Origin of the sequence: Pedobacter alluvionis (assembly GCF_003664035.1) — a bacterium.
GTDB lineage: Bacteria > Bacteroidota > Bacteroidia > Sphingobacteriales > Sphingobacteriaceae > Pedobacter > Pedobacter alluvionis.
In genome coordinates this window covers 1293527-1313800 of sequence record NZ_RCCK01000010.1, presented here as the reverse complement: position 1 = coordinate 1313800, position 20274 = coordinate 1293527, and the positions used below count along the sequence as shown (strand labels likewise).

At 37.7% G+C, this 20274-nt stretch carries 10 protein-coding genes; 3 read left to right on the top strand and 7 right to left on the bottom strand.

The window, feature by feature from the left end; all coding sequences use genetic code 11:
- Positions 1–3: 3 nt before the first annotated feature.
- From BCL90_RS05820 to gloA2, 4 genes are all read right to left on the bottom strand, one after another.
- Positions 4–495 (bottom strand): metallophosphoesterase family protein, encoded by a 492-nt coding sequence (locus tag BCL90_RS05820; protein WP_121283058.1) that lies wholly within the window; start codon positions 493–495, stop codon positions 4–6.
- A 195-nt stretch (positions 496–690) separates the two neighbouring features.
- Positions 691–2502, bottom strand: coding sequence for a serine hydrolase (locus tag BCL90_RS05815; protein ID WP_121283057.1), 1812 nt, complete (start codon positions 2500–2502; stop codon positions 691–693).
- A gap of 633 nt (positions 2503–3135) precedes the next feature.
- The gene (locus BCL90_RS05810) at positions 3136–3837 is read right to left on the bottom strand and encodes a tRNA1(Val) (adenine(37)-N6)-methyltransferase (RefSeq protein WP_121283056.1); all 702 of its coding nucleotides are present in this window, start codon (positions 3835–3837) and stop codon (positions 3136–3138) included.
- 1 nt (position 3838) lies between these two features.
- Complete coding sequence (gene gloA2 / locus BCL90_RS05805; protein WP_121283055.1) at positions 3839–4222, bottom strand: SMU1112c/YaeR family gloxylase I-like metalloprotein; 384 nt, start codon at positions 4220–4222, stop codon at positions 3839–3841.
- Between the two features lie 258 nt (positions 4223–4480).
- Here gloA2 and purL point away from each other — a divergent pair, with 258 nt between their 5' ends.
- Positions 4481–8143 (top strand): phosphoribosylformylglycinamidine synthase, encoded by a 3663-nt coding sequence (gene purL, locus BCL90_RS05800; RefSeq protein ID WP_121283054.1) that lies wholly within the window; start codon positions 4481–4483, stop codon positions 8141–8143.
- 878 nt (positions 8144–9021) lie between these two features.
- On the opposite strand, the gene BCL90_RS05795 is transcribed toward purL, so the two are convergent.
- A complete protein-coding gene (locus BCL90_RS05795) occupies positions 9022–9861 on the bottom strand; it encodes an energy transducer TonB (protein ID WP_166792178.1) in 840 nt (279 codons plus the stop codon).
- Positions 9862–10063: 202 nt separating this feature from the next.
- Here BCL90_RS05795 and BCL90_RS05790 point away from each other — a divergent pair, with 202 nt between their 5' ends.
- Both BCL90_RS05790 and BCL90_RS05785 read left to right on the top strand, forming a co-directional pair.
- Positions 10064–12238, top strand: coding sequence for a glutamine synthetase III family protein (locus BCL90_RS05790; RefSeq protein ID WP_121283457.1), 2175 nt, complete (start codon positions 10064–10066; stop codon positions 12236–12238).
- Between the two features lie 1374 nt (positions 12239–13612).
- The gene (locus BCL90_RS05785; protein WP_121283052.1) at positions 13613–14794 is read left to right on the top strand and encodes an AIR synthase related protein; all 1182 of its coding nucleotides are present in this window, start codon (positions 13613–13615) and stop codon (positions 14792–14794) included.
- 516 nt (positions 14795–15310) lie between these two features.
- Here BCL90_RS05785 and BCL90_RS05775 read toward each other — a convergent pair.
- On the bottom strand, positions 15311–16516 hold the full coding sequence (locus BCL90_RS05775) for a M12 family metallopeptidase (RefSeq protein WP_121283050.1): 1206 nt from the start codon (positions 16514–16516) through the stop codon (positions 15311–15313).
- Between the two features lie 375 nt (positions 16517–16891).
- Positions 16892–20062 carry a TonB-dependent receptor gene (locus tag BCL90_RS05770; protein ID WP_121283049.1) on the bottom strand — a complete coding sequence of 1057 codons (3171 nt, stop codon included), beginning with the start codon at positions 20060–20062 and terminating at the stop codon, positions 16892–16894.
- Positions 20063–20274: the final 212 nt, after the last annotated feature.

The following is a 20274-nucleotide window of genomic DNA, read 5'->3' as shown; positions in this document are numbered from 1 at the left end:
ACATTATCTACCCGATAACTCTATGACCTCTAAGGTATGAATATTTTCATCAGTAATGCAAAATCTAATCAGGGTTCTCACCTTGTGCCAGCCATGTTTACCTGCTGCACCGGGGTTTATATGCAAACATTTTATTTTTTCGTCATACATCACTTTCAAAATATGCGAGTGCCCGGTAATAAATAATTTAGGATGGTTAGTGTATATTTCCGGCTTTACAAAAGAAGAATATCTACCCGGATAGCCACCAATATGCGTCATCCATACATCTACACTTTCGCAGCTAAATCGATTTTGCTCAGGAAACTCCGCTCTGATCGTACCATCGTCTATATTTCCGAACACCCCACGCAAAGGCTTAAACGCGGCTAAAGGTTCGGCTACATTGGGGCCAAAATCTCCGGCATGCCAAATTTCGTCCACCCCATCAAAGTGTTTAAAAACCGCATCATCTAAAAAACCGTGTGTATCAGAAATTAATCCTATTTTTTTCATGATGTAAAGTTAATATCCATTGTGTTTTACACTTTTATTTGCGGGTAAATTATTTTTCGTCCTTTTAAAAACAGCTATAAAAAAGAAGCTTTTTAGCTTAAACGGTAAACAAATCCCAATAAATCATCATTTTTCATTATAGGATATTATCATCGCGAAGAGATCATAATCAAGTCCGATGATCTGGTTGTTCTTCTAGTTTTGTCTTAACTGTTTAAATGTTCCGTTGGGTTGTATAAATGAAACGGACGAAGCTTTTGATATGCCCTCTTTTTTCTCGAATTTTAAACTAAAGCCTTTTAGATTTTTAAAATTAAAAGTATCATTTCCTACCGAAATGGTTTCATATTCTGGCTGACCAGGCACTGAAACAAATAAAATTTTGCCTTTTAAATACACCTTAGCCATCCCCTTTTCGCCGTAAGTACCGGTATAACTTTCTAAGTCTGCAGCACTCAACTCAACAGTTCTTGGTTTGTATATAAACATGATTGGTTTCATTGCCCTCTCAAGCGGAATACTGATCCCTTCAATTTTGCCGTCTTGTCCGCTGATAAAATTAAAACGCAAATCACTTTCTGCAGTATCAATCTTCCCTTTTTTATCGATACCGCTGATACTGAACACATCATAATGATAGTGCCTAAGCAAAAGTTTCTCTTTTCCCATCATAGCAAAAAGTGTATCGTTTTTAAACGATACATTGATTACACCATAAGCAGGATTATCAAAAAGCCCATCGTAATCTTTTAAAGGATGTGAAGGTTTGGTATTTAAAACGTGGGCACTTTCAGCTGTTTTTTTAGCTGCCTTCTCCCTTTCTTTCGCTTCTGCTTTAGCTTTAGTAACCCTCCCATTCCAATCGATAGTTTTCAATCCTAACACCCTATCGGCAATACTGCTGTATACGATTTCCGGAACACCTGAGGTGTTTTGATTGGTTAAAACTACAATACCCAAATTATCGGTCGGAAAAAAGGATACACTAGCCGAGAAACCATTAATATTACCCCCATGCTCTACCATATAATGACCTCGGTAGGAGTTGATCATCCAGCCAAAACCATAAGTAGACAGGTAAATATCATTGTCCTTTGCCGGCAGACCTCCATCTCTTACCATTTGAGAGCTTGCGGCCTCTCTAATATAAGAAACGGGTAAAATTTCTTTTCCCTTATAAGTCCCGCCGTTAATCCACACTTTTAACCAATGCGTCATATCGTTTACACTACTATTGATGCTTCCGGCTGGCCCCATTCCATCTATATTAAAATAATCGATCTTTTCAATAGCACCTTTATCATTTATGGTATAGGGTAAAGAAGCATCATTATCCTTTTCGAATTCAAAAATATTAGTATTGGAACGGTTCATCTCCAAAGGATCGAAAAACTTTTCTTTAATGTTCTGCTCCCAGGTTTTTCCGGTCAGTTTTTCAACAATCATACCCTGCGCCAAAAACATAAAGTTATTGTATTGCCATTTTTCGCGCAAAGGAGCAGTTGGCTCCATGTAACGCACCCTCTGTATGATGCTATCGCGGTTGGAAGTATTAAAAATAAACCACGATAAATCATAACGCGATAAACCGGTGCGGTGGCACATCATATCGCGCACAGTAATCTGGTTGTTCATATTATCATTATAAAACTTTAACTGCGGCAAATAAGAAGTGGCAATGCCATCAAATGATAGCTTTCCTTCTTTTTGCTGCAATCCAATGAGTGCTGAAGTAAAAGATTTAGTGCTGGAACCAATAGCAAAAAGTGTATTAGGCGTAACTGGTTTTTTGTTTTCGACATCGCGGTAACCAAAACCTTTACTATAAATAACCTGATCTCCTTTTACCACAGCTACTGCAAAACCAGCTACCTGCTGATCTTTCAAGATTCTGTTTAGCAAAGTATCAATCCCGGCTAAAGGATCGCCGGTTTTTTGTTTTTTGGATTGAGCAAGAGAAGATATTGCCATGAAACACAGCAAGAACACATTTAGAATACGTTTCATTTTAATTTAGGTGAGATTATGCCTCCTAAATTACAAATGATAATGAGATTATTTGTAATTATATCAGAAAGGGCATAATTTTCAGCCATTAAATTAGCCTATTTAATTTTTCATAAAAATCAATTAAAATGACTGGGGAGTTTTTTGGATTGATAGGCTACAAGGAGTCGTCATCGAGAATTAATTCCGATCCGTTATGCAATAAGCTTAAAATTAGCTTGGCAGAACATTCCGTGGTTCCCATATTTACTTAGGACATTTTTTTTATAGATTTTGTGGCATTATGCTAACTTCCTTTCGAAAACAAACAGGTTTTACCGAAGCACGCTGTCAATCCCAAGTGGCAGACGAATCAAAAAAACAGTTGCAGGATAAAACAAACGGCACCAACAAACCTGAAACGCAGTGGTTTTGTGTTCATAAGCGATAATTTAATTTTAAAAAGAATTGAACACAAAACAAAGTGCCGCTGTTTTTTTGATGAGCGTGGGAAGGTGAGAGGCCACATTGCTGGATTGACAAAGCGCTTTGGGTACTTTGGCGCTCCAAAGTACCATGCCCCGCGGCATAGAGCGCTAGAAGAATCTTTATAAACTGACAAACGAAATAATTTTATCTAATTTTAAACCAACTCTAATAAGCCAGAAAAAAATCTTTCAGTAAAAGCTGATATGCTTTGGTATGCTCCTTTAAAGATTGGTAAATATTAAAATCACTTTCTTTTAAAAGCGTTTTGCCTTTTTTCAAACAGATCATTTGCCTGAAAGTTGGCTTATTTTCATCGGAATGTATATTGATCCGTTCAGCAAGCGATAAATCATATTGTGATGCGACTGCAATCACTTCATCCGCCTGTTTTACCGGTAAAATAAGCCAAATCTGCCCATTATCAGCCAAAAGTGAGTTTGATTTTTCAACCAATAAGCTGAAGAAATCTTCACTTGCATGCCTTGCTATTCCTTTCCTAAATTCCTCATTCTTTAAATCATTCACAAAAAAAGGTGGATTGGAAACAATCAGATCAAATTTTTCATTATGGTTATATTGTTCAATTGCGATATGGTTAATACTTAACCGTTCACTGAAAACTGACGACTGGAAATTCCTTCCCGCTGTTTCTGCTGCTAGTCCGTCTATTTCTACTGCATGTATATGTGCGTCAGGAAAACGTTGCGCCAACATCAATGCAATCACACCGGTACCTGTTCCGATATCCAATATGTTTTTAGGCGCATGGTGATTTACCATAGCCCCAATTAAAACCCCATCTGTATTAATTTTCATGGCGCAGCCCGTTTGGTCTACTTCAAACTGCTTGAATTTAAAAACACTCATCTTAAACCTCGTACAGTTCTAGTGGTAAACCATCCGGATCAGCAAAAAAAGTAAAACGTTTATCCGTAAATTCGTCAATGCGGATCGGCTCGGTCACAATCCCCCGATCATTTAACCGCGAAATCTCCTTCTCAATATCTTCCACCTCAAAAGCCAAATGGCGCAAACCCTGTGCCTCTGGCCGGGATGGACGTGCAGGCGGATTTTCGAAAGAGAAAAGCTCGATCTGATATACACCATTTACGGCAAGATCTAACTTATACGATTTCCTTTCCGCACGGTAAACCTCTGCTAAAACAGTAAAACCCAATTTATTTACATAAAAGTCTTTCGATTTTTCGTAGTCAGAACAAATAATGGCAATGTGATGGATTTTATTGAACATAAATTTGATTTAATAAGAAAATACATTTGCAGCAGCAATTTCTATAAAATTTCTTCTAAATAAAGTCGTCTTCTCGACCGAAGCATCGCGGAGTGGAGAGATCTATCTTAACAGATTTCTCAACTGCGTTGCACTCCGCTCGAAATGACGATCTGTGAGTTACATTAACGTCAAAAGTAATAAAAGCGCAATTATATTGCACGCTGCAACAAGCTTTTTAAATTTTAAACGCTATTTTTGCAACTTCAAAAAAAAAGCATGATTCATTTCTTCCTTAGTCAATCGCAGGCGATTTTTGTTCTACAAACAGACAAAGCGCTTTCTACCACTGATATTACTAAACTTGAATGGTTATTTGGCGGTGCCAAAATCTCGCAAGAAACAGCCCTGACAGGTTTTTTCGTTGGACCAAGAGCAGCAATGATTACCCCCTGGAGTACCAATGCTGTAGAGATTACCCAGAACATGGACATGCAGGGAATCATCAGGATTGAAGAATTTAAGCGGGTAGACGAAAACTTTGCTGATTACGACCCGATGCTTTCTCAAAAATACGACAAGCTTGATCAGGAGGTATACACCATCAACATCAAACCTGAACCGATTTTAGAAATTACAGACATTGCGGCTTACAATAAACAGGAAGGCCTTTCTTTAAGTGATGAAGAAGTTGAGTACTTAAATACATTAGCAAAAAAGCTAGAAAGACCTTTGACCGATTCTGAGGTATTTGGTTTCTCGCAGGTGAATTCGGAACATTGCCGTCACAAAATCTTTAACGGAAAATTCGTAATTGATGGTGTGGAGCAACCTACTTCATTGTTTAAACTCATCCGCAAAACTTCTGAAGAAAATCCGAACGATATTGTTTCGGCATATAAAGATAACGTAGCCTTTATTAAAGGCCCAAAAGTACAGCAGTTCGCACCTAAACGTGCAGATGAGCCCGATTATTACACCACTAGCGATTTCGATTCAGTAATCTCTTTAAAAGCAGAAACACACAATTTCCCGACAACAGTTGAGCCTTTCAACGGTGCGGCAACCGGATCTGGTGGCGAAATCAGAGACCGTTTGGCTGGTGGCCAAGGTTCTTTACCTTTAGCCGGAACTGCCGTTTATATGACTGCGCTTTCGCGTTTAGAAGATAACCGCCCATGGGAACAAGGCGTTGAAGAAAGACAATGGTTGTATCAAACGCCAATGAATATCCTGATCAAAGCATCAAACGGTGCTACCGATTTTGGCAATAAATTTGGGCAACCGCTAATTACAGGTTCGGTTTTAACCTTCGAACATGAAGAAAACAACAGAAAACTTGGCTTCGATAAAGTAATTATGCTTGCCGGTGGTATTGGTTACGGTAAAGCCAGCCAGGCGCAAAAACTTAAACCACAGGAAGGCGACAATATCGTGATCTTAGGTGGTGAAAATTATAGAATCGGAATGGGTGGTGCAGCAGTTTCATCTGCTGATACCGGTCAGCACGGAAGCGGCATTGAATTAAATGCCATCCAGAGATCCAACCCTGAGATGCAAAAACGTGCTGCAAATGCCGTTCGTGGCATGGTAGAAAGCGATCACAATTCGATCATTTCAATCCACGATCACGGTGCAGGTGGTCACTTAAATTGTTTATCAGAACTGGTTGAAGAAACCGGTGGGTTAATTAACCTGGATAAATTGCCAGTTGGCGACCCTACCCTTTCGGCTAAAGAAATTATCGGTAACGAATCGCAGGAAAGAATGGGATTGGTAATTGGCAACGAGCACATCGAAACCTTACAAAAAATTGCCGACCGTGAGCGCTCACCTATGTATACTGTAGGTAAAGTTACCGGCGATCACCGTTTCACCTTCAAATCGGCCACTACCGGTTTAAAACCTATGGATTTTGAGTTGGCCGATATGTTTGGCAGCTCGCCCAAAGTTGTAATGGAAGATACCACGGTAGATCGTAAATACAGTGCACTTAATTACGATACTACTCAACTAAATACTTACTTAGAACAAGTGCTTCAATTAGAAGCGGTGGCTGCTAAAGATTGGTTAACCAATAAAGTAGACCGTTGTGTGGGTGGCCGAGTAGCCAAACAGCAATGTGCAGGCCCCTTACAATTACCATTAAATAACTGTGGTGTAATGGCTTTAGATTTTCAGGGTAAAGAAGGGATTGCCACTTCAGTTGGTCATGCGCCACTTTCAGCCTTGATTGATCCGGCTGCTGGTAGCCGCAATGCCATTGCCGAATCACTTTCGAATATTGTTTGGGCCCCTTTAAAAGATGGATTAAAAAGTGTTTCACTTTCTGCCAACTGGATGTGGGCTTGTAAAAATGAAGGTGAAGATGCCCGTTTATATGCAGCGGTAAAAGCCTGTTCTGATTTTGCCATCGATTTAGGAATCAATATCCCAACCGGAAAAGATTCATTGTCGATGAAACAGAAATACAAAGATGGTGATGTAATTGCACCTGGAACGGTGATTATTTCTGCCGGGGCAAATTGTGATGATATCACCAAAGTAGTTGAACCTGTATTGCAGAAAGATGGCGGATCGATATACTACATCAACCTTTCTAATGATACTTATAAATTAGGTGGTTCATCTTTCGCACAAATTTTAAACAAAATAGGTACAGAAACACCTGATGTAAAAGAAGCTGATCAATTTAAAACAGCTTTCAATACCTTGCAGCAGTTAATTAAAGCTGATAAAATACAAGCTGGTCACGATATTGGTAGTGGTGGTTTAATCACAACCCTATTGGAAATGTGTTTTGCCGACCGCGACTTAGGCGCTTCGATCGATTTGTCTTCTTTAGCAGAAGCGGATAGTATTAAAGTATTATTTGCAGAGAATATCGGTATCGTTTTCCAGGCTGATGCTTCAGTTGAAGAAACTTTTGCTCAGGCTGGCGTTACTTTCCATAAAATTGGTGAGGTAAATACATCAGCTAAGCTGGAAGTTAAGAATGCTACAGATAGTTTCAACTTTGATATCGACCATTTACGCGATGTTTGGTTTAAAACTTCTTATCTGTTAGATAACAAACAAACAGGTAACGGTTTAGCAAAAGAGCGTTACGACAATTATAAAAACCACGTTTTAAATTACAATTTCCCACTTACTTTCGATGGTAAAAAACCGGTAATCGACGAAACTAAACCTAGACCTAAAGCAGCCATTATTCGTGAAAAAGGAAGTAACTCCGAACGCGAACTGGCCAATGCGATGTATCTGGCAGGTTTTGATGTGAAAGATGTACACATGACCGATTTAATTACTGGAAGAGAAACTTTAGAAGATATTCAGTTTATCGGTGCAGTGGGTGGTTTCTCCAACTCTGATGTTTTAGGATCAGCAAAAGGCTGGGCAGGAGCATTTTTATACAACGAAAAAGCAAGGGTAGCTTTAGAGAAATTCTTTGCCCGTCCTGATACTTTATCAGTAGGTATTTGTAATGGTTGCCAGTTATTTGTAGAGTTGGGCTTAATTAATAAAGACCACGCAGAAAAACCTAAAATGCTGCACAACAAAAGCGGCAAGCACGAAAGTATTTTCACATCGTTAACCTTACAGGAAAATAATTCAGTGATGTTATCTACCCTGGCTGGAAGTACTTTAGGCGTTTGGGTATCACATGGTGAAGGCAGATTCTCGTTACCATACGCAGAAGACAAATATAAAATCGTAGCTAAATATGCTTACGAAACTTATCCGGCCAGTCCGAATGGTTCAGATTACAACACCGCAATGTTATGCGATGAAAGCGGTCGCCACCTGGTGATGATGCCGCACATTGAGCGTTCATTATTCCAATGGCACTGGGCAAATTATCCGCAAGGCCGTAAAGACGAAGTTTCCCCATGGATGGAAGCCTTTGTAAATGCACGCAAGTGGATTGAAAACAAGGGATAAGAGTTAATGGATGATGTAAAATGGATGATGGAATAAAAACCATCATCCATTTTTTTTTCCTTGCGAACGGAATCGAAAATCTAATTCGGATAAATCTCTCTACAAAAATCTGTCATTCTGAGGAACGAAGAATCTTTAACAGGTGTTTACATCTTTTAATTTATCAAGGTTTTGCAATGGTTAAATTGACGATAGAGGTATTTCATCGCTAAAGATTCTTCACTGCACTATCATTGATGTTTACTTTACAAATCATTATTAATCAGAACTTTAATTACTTTAGTATTTCCGCCCAGCTAGGCCATAGCATGATATCCCCGTTCTGCTTAAATCCGGCCTAACAAATTTTTCGGGCTGCACTGTTCTAGCCGAACAACTGGCTTCAAAAGAAAAATTTTCAGCCGGTGTTTTTTGTTTCTTTTTGACACCAAAAAGAAAGAGCCCTTCGGCGGCGGCGAGCCGAGGCAAGACCACACCGTGGGACAAGAGAAGACAATTATACCTCACTCATATTGATTTTAAACAATTAATTAACCCTCAGAATGACAAACTGGGGAATACCGTCACGCTGAATTTATTTCAGCATCTATCATGCTAATAAGGGGACTGTCTAATAAATCAATTATCTTTAGATTTTGTCACGTTGAGCTTATCGAAACGCCCAAAAAGGCACTTTTACAAGTCCTTCGGCAAGCTCAGGAAGACATTTCATATTTATGAAACAACCCCGACGGATCGAAAAAAAACGGTCTGGGCACCGCCCAAACCGTTTCAATTTACCTAACCCTACATCCCCCTAAAAACCAAGAGCGTTAATAGAAATCATTCATCATCCATTTTCCATCCAACATCTTCCATCGCACATCATCCATCCCCTTCTAATTAGAAATCTGAAAGTTAATGGCCATATTATACCTTACACGCACGGGAACGCCTTTATTTTTTCCAGGTTTCCAAAGCGGCGATTTTTTAATCACTTTAATTGCTTCCTCATCACAGCCAAAACCGATTCCTTTAATTACCGATACATCAGTAATTGAACCATCTTTTTCCACCACAAAACTCACAAATACTTTTCCGGCTGCGCCTTCATCCTGAGCTCTTGACGGGTACCTTAAGTTACGCTCCATATATTTAGACCAGGCTTTGGCCCCTCCGGTAAATTCAGGGTATTCGTCAACACCATTTAAACCAACAACTTCATTTGAACTTTCTCCTGTACCTTCTTTAGCGGTTCCTGTTCCATTACCTTTTGCATCTGGAATAACCAAATTTGGAGCTACTAGCCCATCTTGTGTTCTATCACTGATCACAGCATTCTCGATTTCTTTAATTGTTGGCGGATCCGGAAGGTTTACTTTATTTACGACAACTATATTATTAGATAAGGCTACTGTTTTTACCTTTACCGGTTCTGCTTTTTTTGGCTCTGGTTTCTCCTCTGGTTTAGGCATATCCGGTTTCATCTGGTGAATCACATTCGTTAAGTCTATAACTTTTGCCGTTTCTACAACCGCTTCTTCTTTAGGAACCAATTTTGCATAAATTAAGGGAGAGAAACAGGCAAGTACAAATAAACTTCCAGATACAAAAAGGGCCCTTGTCATAATCTTTGAAGATTTTGACCTTAAATCGTAAGCACCATAGTTTTTGTTGCGGTTTGCAAATACAAGATCGAGCCACTCGGTTTTGTATACGTTAATTGAAGAGTTGAACATAGCTTTTATTTTTATACCATGATGCAGCGAAATCTTCAATTCCATAAAACATTCGAAAAATCTATTTTCTTTACAAAAAATGAAATTTCTCACCCGAAAAACATTTTTTTATTTCATTTTCAATAAAATTCATAAAAACAACACGATTCTTTTACGAGAATTAATAAAATATACTATTTTTGACAAAAAACATAACGAATTAATGAAAAGCTTAAGAACCATCGCATTAAAAGAGGCTCAAAACAGAATTTCACCAGAAGTTAAAGCACCAGCGGCAAAAATTTCTGACTTTTTTGGCGCTAATGTATTTGATAAGAAAAAAATGAGAGATTTCTTATCTAAGGACGTATATGAAAAATTAATATCATCTATCAACCAGGGTGAGTTAATTAATTCAGACGATGCCAACCAAATTGCAACCGCTATGAAAGCGTGGGCAATGAGTGCCGGCGCAACGCATTATACGCACTGGTTCCAGCCATTAACAGGTACAACAGCTGAAAAACATGATTCATTTTTTGAGCCAAGTGGAGATGGAGCTATCGAGAAATTTGCAGGAAGCGCTTTAGTTCAACAAGAACCAGATGCTTCTAGTTTCCCTAACGGCGGTATCCGTAATACTTTCGAAGCCCGTGGTTATACTGCCTGGGATCCATCATCTCCAGCATTCATTATGGAAAGTAAAGCAGGTAAAACCCTTTGCATCCCTACTGTTTTCGTATCTTACACAGGGGAAGCGTTAGATTATAAAGCACCTTTATTAAAAGCATTAGCCGCATTAGATAAAGCTGCTGTTGATGTTTGCCAGTATTTCGATAAAAGCATCACTAAAGTAAATGCATCTTTAGGTATTGAGCAAGAATATTTCCTTGTTGATGAGTCGTTGTTCAACGCCCGTCCGGATTTATTGTTAACTGGTCGCGCTTTATTCGGACACATGTCTGCTAAAGGCCAGCAATTAGAAGATCATTATTTCGGCTCTATCCCTGAGCGTGTATTCAGCTACATGGTAGATTTCGAAAACGAAGCTTTAAAATTAGGTATTCCTTTAAAAACCCGTCACAATGAGGTTGCACCATCTCAATTTGAGTGTGCGCCAATTTATGAAGAAATCAACTTAGCAATCGATCACAACCAATTGTTGATGGATTTGATGGAAAAAGTTGCCCGTCGTCACCACTTCCGTGTTTTATTACACGAAAAACCTTATGCAGGTATCAACGGATCAGGTAAACACAACAACTGGTCGTTAATTACAGATACAGGTAAAAACTTATTGGCACCAGGTAAAACGCCTAAAAATAACTTAATGTTCCTTGCTTTCTTTGTAAACACCATCAAAGCAGTTAGTGAGCATGCCGATTTATTACGTGCAAGTATTGCATCAGTAAGCAACGATCACCGTTTAGGTGCTAACGAAGCGCCACCTGCAATTATCTCTATCTTCTTAGGTTCACAACTGAACGATGTATTAGATGAGATTGAGCACTCACGTATCAGCAAAAAAATCAAAGAAGATAATGCACTTTGGTTAGGTATTCCTAAAATCCCTCAGATTTTATTAGATAATACCGACCGTAACCGTACCTCTCCTTTCGCATTTACAGGTAACAAATTTGAGCTTAGAGCAGTTGGATCTTCAGCAAACTCTTCTGCTCCAATGACGATCTTAAACGCAATTATGGCCGAGCAATTGGTTAAATTTAAAGTTGAAGTTGATAAATTGATCAAAAAAGGTGATAAAAAAGACATCGCTTTATTAACCGTGATCAAAAAATACATCAAAGAATCTAAAAACATCCGTTTCGAAGGAAATGGTTATAGCCAGGAATGGGAAGATGAAGCTGCAGCACGTGGTTTATCAAACATCAAAACTACGCCAAAAGCTTTAGATGCTTATTTAACTGAAAAATCTGCTGAATTATTTGCTACAACTGGTATTTACAGTGCACGTGAGATTCATGCCCGTCATGAAATCATGTTAGAAAACTTCTACAAAAAACTTCAGATCGAAGCACGTGTAATGGGTGAAGTAGCGAACACCGCTATCATTCCTGCTGCAATTGCTTACCAAAACTCTTTGATCGCAAACGTACAGGGATTAAAAGCAATTGGTGTAGATAGCAAAGTTTCTATTGATATCGTTAAAAAATTAACTGAGCATTTAGAAATTGTGAAAACCAATATCGATGCGATGTTAGAAGAACGTAAAGTAACCAACAAAATCGAAGATACCCGCGAAAAAGCGATTGCCTACGATGAGAAAGTTAAATCTTACTTCGATATCATCCGTTACCATGCTGATAAATTAGAACAAATTGTTGACGATAGCGTTTGGCCTTTACCAAAATTCAGAGAATTATTATTCATGAAATAAGAAAGGCGTAAGCTAAAAGGTTTAAGGCGTAGGGTTTATACTCTACGCCTTTTTTGTTTTCATAAATCCGTCATTGCGAAGATGAACGATGAAGCAATCTTACAACGATCGCTACTACGTAAGCCCATCAGCTGCGATTCCGAAGTAGCGTCCTCCTGAACTTGGTTCAGGATCTAATCGAAATTGCTTTATGTTGGCAAAGGCTTTTTTCTGGAAAGCAATACCTGTGCTCATCGGTTAAAATAGTCCTGCTTTCCTTCCTGCTGTAAATTTTTTCTATGTCTTTAATTCATCGTTCACAGCATCCATCCAATCAGGTTTATTTTAGATAGGCCTGTGCAGGGAAAAACCCAGCCACAAGGAATCAGCCCGCTGTACCTAAGCCCGATTGTACGGATGCCGTTTTAATCGACAGTTTTTTTAATACCCGAAATTTAAAACGGCAGGAGGAAAAGCGGGACTGAAAGCCGCCATGAAAAATGAACGCTCACTTCCAAAAAAAACAGAAACTTAATTTTGCAATAGCTGGTCTTTGTATACCATTCATGTTATTAGTTCAAATTGTTTTGGAAAGCAATACCTGTGCTCATCGGTTACAGCAGTCCTGCTTTTCTTCCTGCTGTAAATTTTTTCTATGTCTTTAATTCATCGTTTACAGCATCTATACAATCAGGTTTATTTAACATTGGTCTGTGCAGGGAAAACCCCAGCCACAAGGAATCAGCCCGCTGTACCTAAGCCCGATTTTACCGTCCTTATATAAAGTCCTACCGTTTATCGATAACTTTTTTACGAATAGTTTTGGGCATCATGCTGACCCGCTTTGAAAAACCACAGGCTTTACCGAAGGACGCTGTCAATCCCAAGTGGCAGTAGAATCAAAAAAACAGGTGTTCAATAGCACAAACGGCAGTACCAAACCTAAAACGCAGTGGTTTTGTGTTCATTTGCAATGAATCAATGTTTAATATAAATTGAACACAAAACGAAGTGCCGCTGTTTTTTTGATGAGCGTGGGTATTGAGAAGCCACCTTGCCGGATTGACAAAGCATTTTTGCATACTTTTGATGCCTCAAAAGTTTGATGCCCTGCGGCATAGGAGCAAAAAATAATTAAATATTTGCGTTCACTCTATATAAAGTAGAGACAGCAGAAGTAAAAGCGGGGCTACAGGCTCCTATAGAAAACTAACTTTCACTTCCAAAACCTTTTTCAATTATATTGTTAAGAAAAGCCCGTGCAAGTAAAACCCAACGCAAATTAATATCTGCACCATCGACTCCGGACTTCGGAATCCAGACTTCGGACTTTCTACCACCTTTCTATCTTCTCCCCTTTTACCTTCCACCTTAAAAAACTATCTTTGCGGCAACATGAGTGATAACAGGTACAATCAACGCGGCGTTTCTGCCTCAAAAGAAGATGTGCATAATGCCATCAAAAACATCGACAAAGGAATTTTCCCTAAAGCGTTCTGCAAAATCATCCCAGATATTTTAGGTGGTGACGAGGCCTATTGCAATATCATGCACGCCGATGGCGCCGGTACCAAATCTTCTTTAGCTTATGTATACTGGAAAGAAACCGGAGATATTTCCGTATGGAAAGGCATTGCACAAGATGCCATTATCATGAATATCGACGATTTAATCTGCGTGGGTGCTACCGATAATATTTTGTTATCCTCAACCATCGGGCGGAATAAAAACCTGATTCCAGGTGAAGTAATCGCGGCTGTAATTAACGGAACAGAAGAAATTTTAGCCGACTTACGCGAACAGGGCATCTCTATTTACTCAACAGGTGGCGAAACGGCAGATGTGGGCGATTTGGTAAGAACCATTATCGTCGATTCTACGGTGACTTGTCGCTTAAAGCGCGAAGACATTATCAGCAATGATAACATTAAACCTGGCGACGTAATTGTGGCCTTAGCCTCATCCGGACAAGCGACTTACGAAACCGAATACAATGGTGGTATGGGATCGAATGGATTAACCTCTGCCCGTCATGATGTTTTTGAGAAAGCTATTGCCAATAACTACCCTGAAAGTTTTGATCCGGCCGTTCCTTTCGACCTGGTTTTCTCTGGTAAGAAACAATTAACAGAAGAAATCGAGATTGAAGGTTTTGGCAAAACCACCGTTGGTAAACTGGTATTATCGCCAACCCGCACGTATGCACCTGTAATTAAAAAGATTTTAGAAAGCTACCGCAGCCAGATCAATGGCATTGTACACTGTAGTGGCGGTGCGCAAACTAAAGTATTACATTTCATCAATGATGATATCCATGTCATCAAGAATAACCTCTTCCCTATTCCGCCACTGTTTAACCTGATTCAGGAACAATCGGGCACGGATTGGAAAGAAATGTACAAGGTATTTAATATGGGCCACCGTATGGAGCTATATGTACCACAAGAAATTGCAGATCACATTATCGAAATTTCGAAAAGCTTTAATATCGATGCGCAGATCATCGGTCGTGTAGAAAAAGGCGATCAGAAACAGGTAACTATCGAAAGCGAAAAGGGGACTTTTGTTTATAATTAAGAGATAAGACGCTAAGTAAAATAGGAAACTACTTAGAACTTGTAACCACCAGCTTGGTCCATAACCATATATTCTAGTTGCTTTTTTAGCCCCCCACATATTTGTAGGGGTATTATTACATATAATATACAAAAACCTGCAATAAAAAACAAAAACTTAATATGTATTTTACTGATTATTAAATATACTTTAACCAACAAATATATAATCTTTGGTAAAAACAATTTGAAATCGATGACGAAATATTTTACTTGAGAAAGAGCAAAGTACATTAATAAAATAAGGATCACCTATGAGGTATAGTAATCCTTTTTGCCTTGTAAATACATAGCGATGTGTCTTCCAACATTTGCAATAGAACTGGTTGGCAGAGAGGAATAAATTAATAAACCCAGCAGGTTTTTGAAACGTACTGGGCTTGAAAAGTATTATTTTTTATGTACTACTATAGAAGTAAATCGCGTGTCTTTAGATATTTATTTTTGCTTTTTATCTAATTATTCGTTTACAAAAAATCTACCAATAGGTATAGAAGTAATTTGGATGATATATCGTTGGTTGCAAAACATCTTCGTATGTACCACTTTCAAGGCCGTAATCTATTATAAGATTAGCAGTAGACGAATCAATATAATAGCTATCCTTTCCCGGCTCAAATGTTACATAATTTAAAAGCTGATGTCTATCTATCAAATTACTTCTATTATATGTCCTCACTATAATCCCATAGGAAATTTTTAATTTTGAGTTGAGAATAGCTGGAATTGTGCATGTCTCATCAGTATAAAACTTCAAATAGACTGCACTTTCATAGGCATAAGTATTGTCTGTTTGCTCATTGCTCACACTTTCAAAAACTAGTCTCATATATAACTTTTTATATAAATAGTTCACACCATCAATATCCCCCTGAGATAGATAAGAATTATACCCCCAAGTAGTTCCATTTTTTCTGGTCATTTGTGGTGACGTATTTGAACCTACTCTTGCTTCAGGCACACTTGAAGGATATAACATCACCGAATTATAATCAAATGTTCCTATTTGAAATCCAGATCTACCTAGCACATCATAAGTTTTGTATTGATCTTTCCAATCATTATTGATATTGGAAAAATCGATATTTATATATTGATCGCGGTCAGTTCTGGTTTGTTCGTGCATCAGCCCCACGGCATGACCAATTTCATGGATAACCGTAGATTTATCTGCACCGGCGGATAATCTAATGAGCTGTTGCCCACCTACCATACCCAATTGAGAATCTCCTCCCCCATTGGGTGGAGCTCCTTGAAAATTCACATAATTAGCTTGATTAGTTCGTTGTACAAAACGTATTGGCGTACTGGCCTCCCAATCGCTCATCGCATTTAAGATATCTGAACTATGACTGGCATCATTAATCACATAGTAAATGATTCCACCAGGCCATAACTTTTGATACTCTCCGGTAAATGTACTCCTAGGTGTTGTTTCTTTACCACTGCCTACTTTATTATATTCCAAATAGGCAATCTGGTCTTTTGATAAAATAACATCACCTCCAACAACGTATTCTCCTTTGTTGTTAATCGATACAGTTACTTCTCCACCATTTTTTAGATGATAGGTGATCACTTTTCCTGGAGTGTTTTGAGATTGTTCTTCCTTTACAGAAGTTTCTTTTTTACATGCACTCAAAAAAATAATGAGTACTGCAATAGCGTAATAGATTTTTTTCATGTTTAGCTGTTTTAATTCATATAGATTTAATCGTTAGGTAAAACAATGGATGATCTATTATAAAAAGCACAAAAGTTTAGGTATTAAAATTGAATCAGATTTGGAGGGATGAATTGCTTAAAAGCAAAACATTATAATCTAATTGGCGAAAAGGAATATTTTCGTAGAGAGCGTGCGTTTCATAATAGCTTTTTTGTTTTCCTTTATAAAAATACGTATCTACTATTAAGCAACTATTATTTTTTACATGAAGTAGTTATTTTATTACACGAAAACTTCCCTGAATAGACAATCAGCTTGTTTTAAAATAGTAGTAAAAAACAAAAGCCCCGATCGAATGATCGGGGCTTTATAATATATAAGGTGAATTAAGTATTAGTTAAAGTTATAACGAACACCGATTTGTGCCTGCCATCTTGAAGCAAATGGAGAAACTTGATATGCGGTACCACCTGTAGGAGCACGGAAAGTATATCCACCACCCGTCGTAGCATTATAGTTATAATTAATTAAGGTAGATGCATTGTTAGACAATGAATATAATCTCCCCCAATCTTTATTGATCAAATTACCAACATTAATGATATCTAGAGATAACTGTAAGCTGTTTTTAGTTCCTTTACTTCCAACAATACCTAAGTCCTGCATAATGCGAACATCAAATTGATGTTCCCATGGCATTCTTGCACCATTACGCTCTGCATATTGACCTCTTTTAGAACTTAAATAAGGATCACTATTAATAAACGCATCCAATGCTGTCCATTGCTGAGCCGGGGTAAAAGTTTGCGCTGTTGCTCCAGTTCCTACGGTCAAAGTTGTTAACTTAATTTCGCTAGCGCTTCTAGGCACATAAAGTAAATCATTTTGGTTGTTTCCATCTTGATTAAGATCACCAAAGTATAAGTATGTAAATGGTGAACCTGATTTACCTACATAAAATAATGAGAATGTAGTTCCAAATGAATTACTCTTACCATATTTCACGCTATAATTTAAAGCACCTGTTACTCTATGCCTTACATCGAAGTTAGAATAAGCTAAGTCAGGGTTATTGGGATCGTTAACAATTTGAACAAATCCGAAGTTCGAAGAAGCAGTACTGCTTGCTCCAGAGTTGATATCTTTAGATTTTCCGTAAGTATAAGATCCAGATACAAATAATCCGAAGTTAAATGACTTCTGAAGTTGAGCTGTTAAATTGTAAGTACTTCCTTTATCAGTATTGTCTAAATAATATACGTTAGTAAAAGTTGTATTTACTTTTCCAGCAGTTGTTGGATAATTAAATAATGGACGAGTGTCTGCACCACCTGTTATACTAGAATTAATCGTCCCAATTGCAGGTTTCATATTAATGTTTCTGTACAATACATTATTGACAGTTTTACTAAATAAAGCTTCTAAAGTACCGGTAATTCCACCTGGTAATTTAAAATCTGCAGCAATATTTGTTCTAAAAACTTGAGGTACTTTAAAGTTATTATTAGCTAAGTTCACTTCGTAGGTTTGTACTGAACCACCAGCTGCTTTTTGATTTGCTGGATCTGCAATGAAAGTACCAGAACCATTAGTAGCATTTACTGCACCATATAACATTCCGCTATTTGTAAATTGATTAGACAACCATACAAATGGAGCACGACTAGTTAGCAATCCCGCACCACCTCTTAATTGTAAAGATCTATCACCTGTTAAATCCCAGTTGAAGCTTAAACGCGGTGACACCAAAATCTGACCGCTTGGAGTTTGATCTGTTCTTTGGTTAGGAAAAGATGTAGGAATAAGAGGGTTTGCAGCAGGATCATCAAAAAACAATGGTACATCAACTCTCAAACCAGCAATTAACTTAAAACCTTTAAAGGCATCAATTTCATCCTGGAAATAGAAACCCAATTGAGCAGCGCTAAATTTAGCCGATGGTGAAGCTTCTCCTGGAACAATTGAATAGGTAGCTGCAGCAATATTTGGTTTTGCATTTGTAGTAAAATCATTCAAGTTACTATAAGTATAACTTCCAGCGAAGTTATTCATAAACAGGTTTCTAAACTTGAAAAATTCGTTATGCGTACCAAATGTAAAAGTGTGTTTGTTGGCAAAAATCTTCACGTTATCAGTGAATTCAATAATATCTTGATCCAATTCATTTGCAGTAGAACTCCTTTCAGAACCCACTAATACTGAGTTACCAGAAATACCATTCATATTGTTGATTTGAATCTGAGGAAATAAAGATCCTGCAGTTGATCTGTAATCTCTTATTCTTTGGTAACCAACAATTAAGTTGTTAGAAACTGTTTGAGAAATTGCACTTCTTAATTCAAGTACAGAAACATTCTGCGTATTATTAAATTTGTATGCATTGTTTCCAAAACGGAATTGAGTAGTACTTCTGCTGATGTTATCATCAAATGCATCAATATAATTATGACGAATCGTTAATTGATTTTTAGCATTAATATTCCAGTCTAAACGTGCAAAAATTTTATTGTTTTGAGTTTGTCTATTTACCGCATCGTAGCTACCAGCATCATAACCATATCTCGTTTGTAAAGTATTTGCAATACTCTGAGCATCTGTTAAAGATAAAACTGAACCTGGGTCACCAACATTTAATGATGTTGGCTCTTGTCTTCTGCCCATTTCACCATTTATAAAAAAGAATAATTTATTTTTTATAATTGGTGCACCTAAACGAAAACCATATTGTGTATCATAAAATTGAGCAGCTTTTGTATTTAAGCCATCTACACTTTTACCAACCGTATTTTGGTTTCTGCCAAAAAAGTAAGCAGAGCCTTCAACTTTATTGGTTCCAGAGCGTGTAATTGCATTAACTCCACCACCTGCAAAGTTTCCTAAAGTAACATCGAACGGAGCCAAAACGACTTGTAATTCTTGAATCGCATCCAGAGAAATTGGTTGTGTACCAGCCTGACCGCCTGGTGCTCCGTTACCTGCTAAACCAAAAACATCGTTATTTACAGCACCATCAATACTAATGTTATTGAATCTATTGTTAGCACCAGCAAATGAATTGCCATTTGCTTGAGGAGTTAAACGTGTAAAATCGGTCAAAGATCTTGAAAGTGATGGAAGATTTTGAATCTGTTCCTTGCTAATATTCGTTGAAGCTCCAGTTTTTTTACTGTTAAATACCGGATCATTTTTTCCAGTAATCACGATTTCATTTAATTGCTTACTATTGTCGGAAAGAACAATATTTAAAACATAAGGATCACCCAATTTTAAATTTAAATCTGTTATTTTTTCCGGATTATAACCAATAAAACTCACTTCAACAGTATATGGACCACCAACACGCATATTGGCTATAGTAAAGCGGCCATCGCTATTGGTAGACACAGAATATACTGTACCAGTTGGCGTATGTGTAGCTTTAACACTTGCACCAGGTAAGGCGCCTTTAGCGTCCTTAATTGTTCCTGCCATTGATGATGAGGTTACCTGTGCATTAGCACCAAAAGTAATACCTACAAATGCAACAATAACCAGTACTAATCTTAAAAGTAAAGATTTCTTCATACTTTGTTTTTTTAAATGTTTTTTGTTGTTGAGTAATCTAATTAATGATATTATGCTGCAAATGTACCCAATAAAATTTAACACATTTTAACATTCAATGTTAAATAATTATTAAGTCAGGCAAAACTTTTCAACATTTAACACATATTGCGCAGATTATAACTTTCAGTTTATCAACACTTTGACAATAAAGCTAAATTTTTAATAAAGAA

What these genes read in the sequence shown, in the direction of transcription:
- BCL90_RS05815 (WP_121283057.1), bottom strand. Translation starts at nt 2,502, where the DNA reads ATGAAACGTATTCTAAATGTGTTCTTGCTGTGTTTCATGGCAATATCT.
- BCL90_RS05810 (WP_121283056.1), bottom strand. Translation starts at nt 3,837, where the DNA reads ATGAGTGTTTTTAAATTCAAGCAGTTTGAAGTAGACCAAACGGGCTGC.
- BCL90_RS05775 (WP_121283050.1), bottom strand. Translation starts at nt 16,516, where the DNA reads ATGAAAAAAATCTATTACGCTATTGCAGTACTCATTATTTTTTTGAGT.
- BCL90_RS05785 (WP_121283052.1), top strand. Translation starts at nt 13,613, where the DNA reads ATGAGTGATAACAGGTACAATCAACGCGGCGTTTCTGCCTCAAAAGAA.
- purL (WP_121283054.1), top strand. Translation starts at nt 4,481, where the DNA reads ATGATTCATTTCTTCCTTAGTCAATCGCAGGCGATTTTTGTTCTACAA.
- gloA2 (WP_121283055.1), bottom strand. Translation starts at nt 4,222, where the DNA reads ATGTTCAATAAAATCCATCACATTGCCATTATTTGTTCTGACTACGAA.
- BCL90_RS05770 (WP_121283049.1), bottom strand. Translation starts at nt 20,062, where the DNA reads ATGAAGAAATCTTTACTTTTAAGATTAGTACTGGTTATTGTTGCATTT.
- BCL90_RS05820 (WP_121283058.1), bottom strand. Translation starts at nt 495, where the DNA reads ATGAAAAAAATAGGATTAATTTCTGATACACACGGTTTTTTAGATGAT.
- BCL90_RS05795 (WP_166792178.1), bottom strand. Translation starts at nt 9,861, where the DNA reads ATGTTCAACTCTTCAATTAACGTATACAAAACCGAGTGGCTCGATCTT.
- BCL90_RS05790 (WP_121283457.1), top strand. Translation starts at nt 10,064, where the DNA reads ATGAAAAGCTTAAGAACCATCGCATTAAAAGAGGCTCAAAACAGAATT.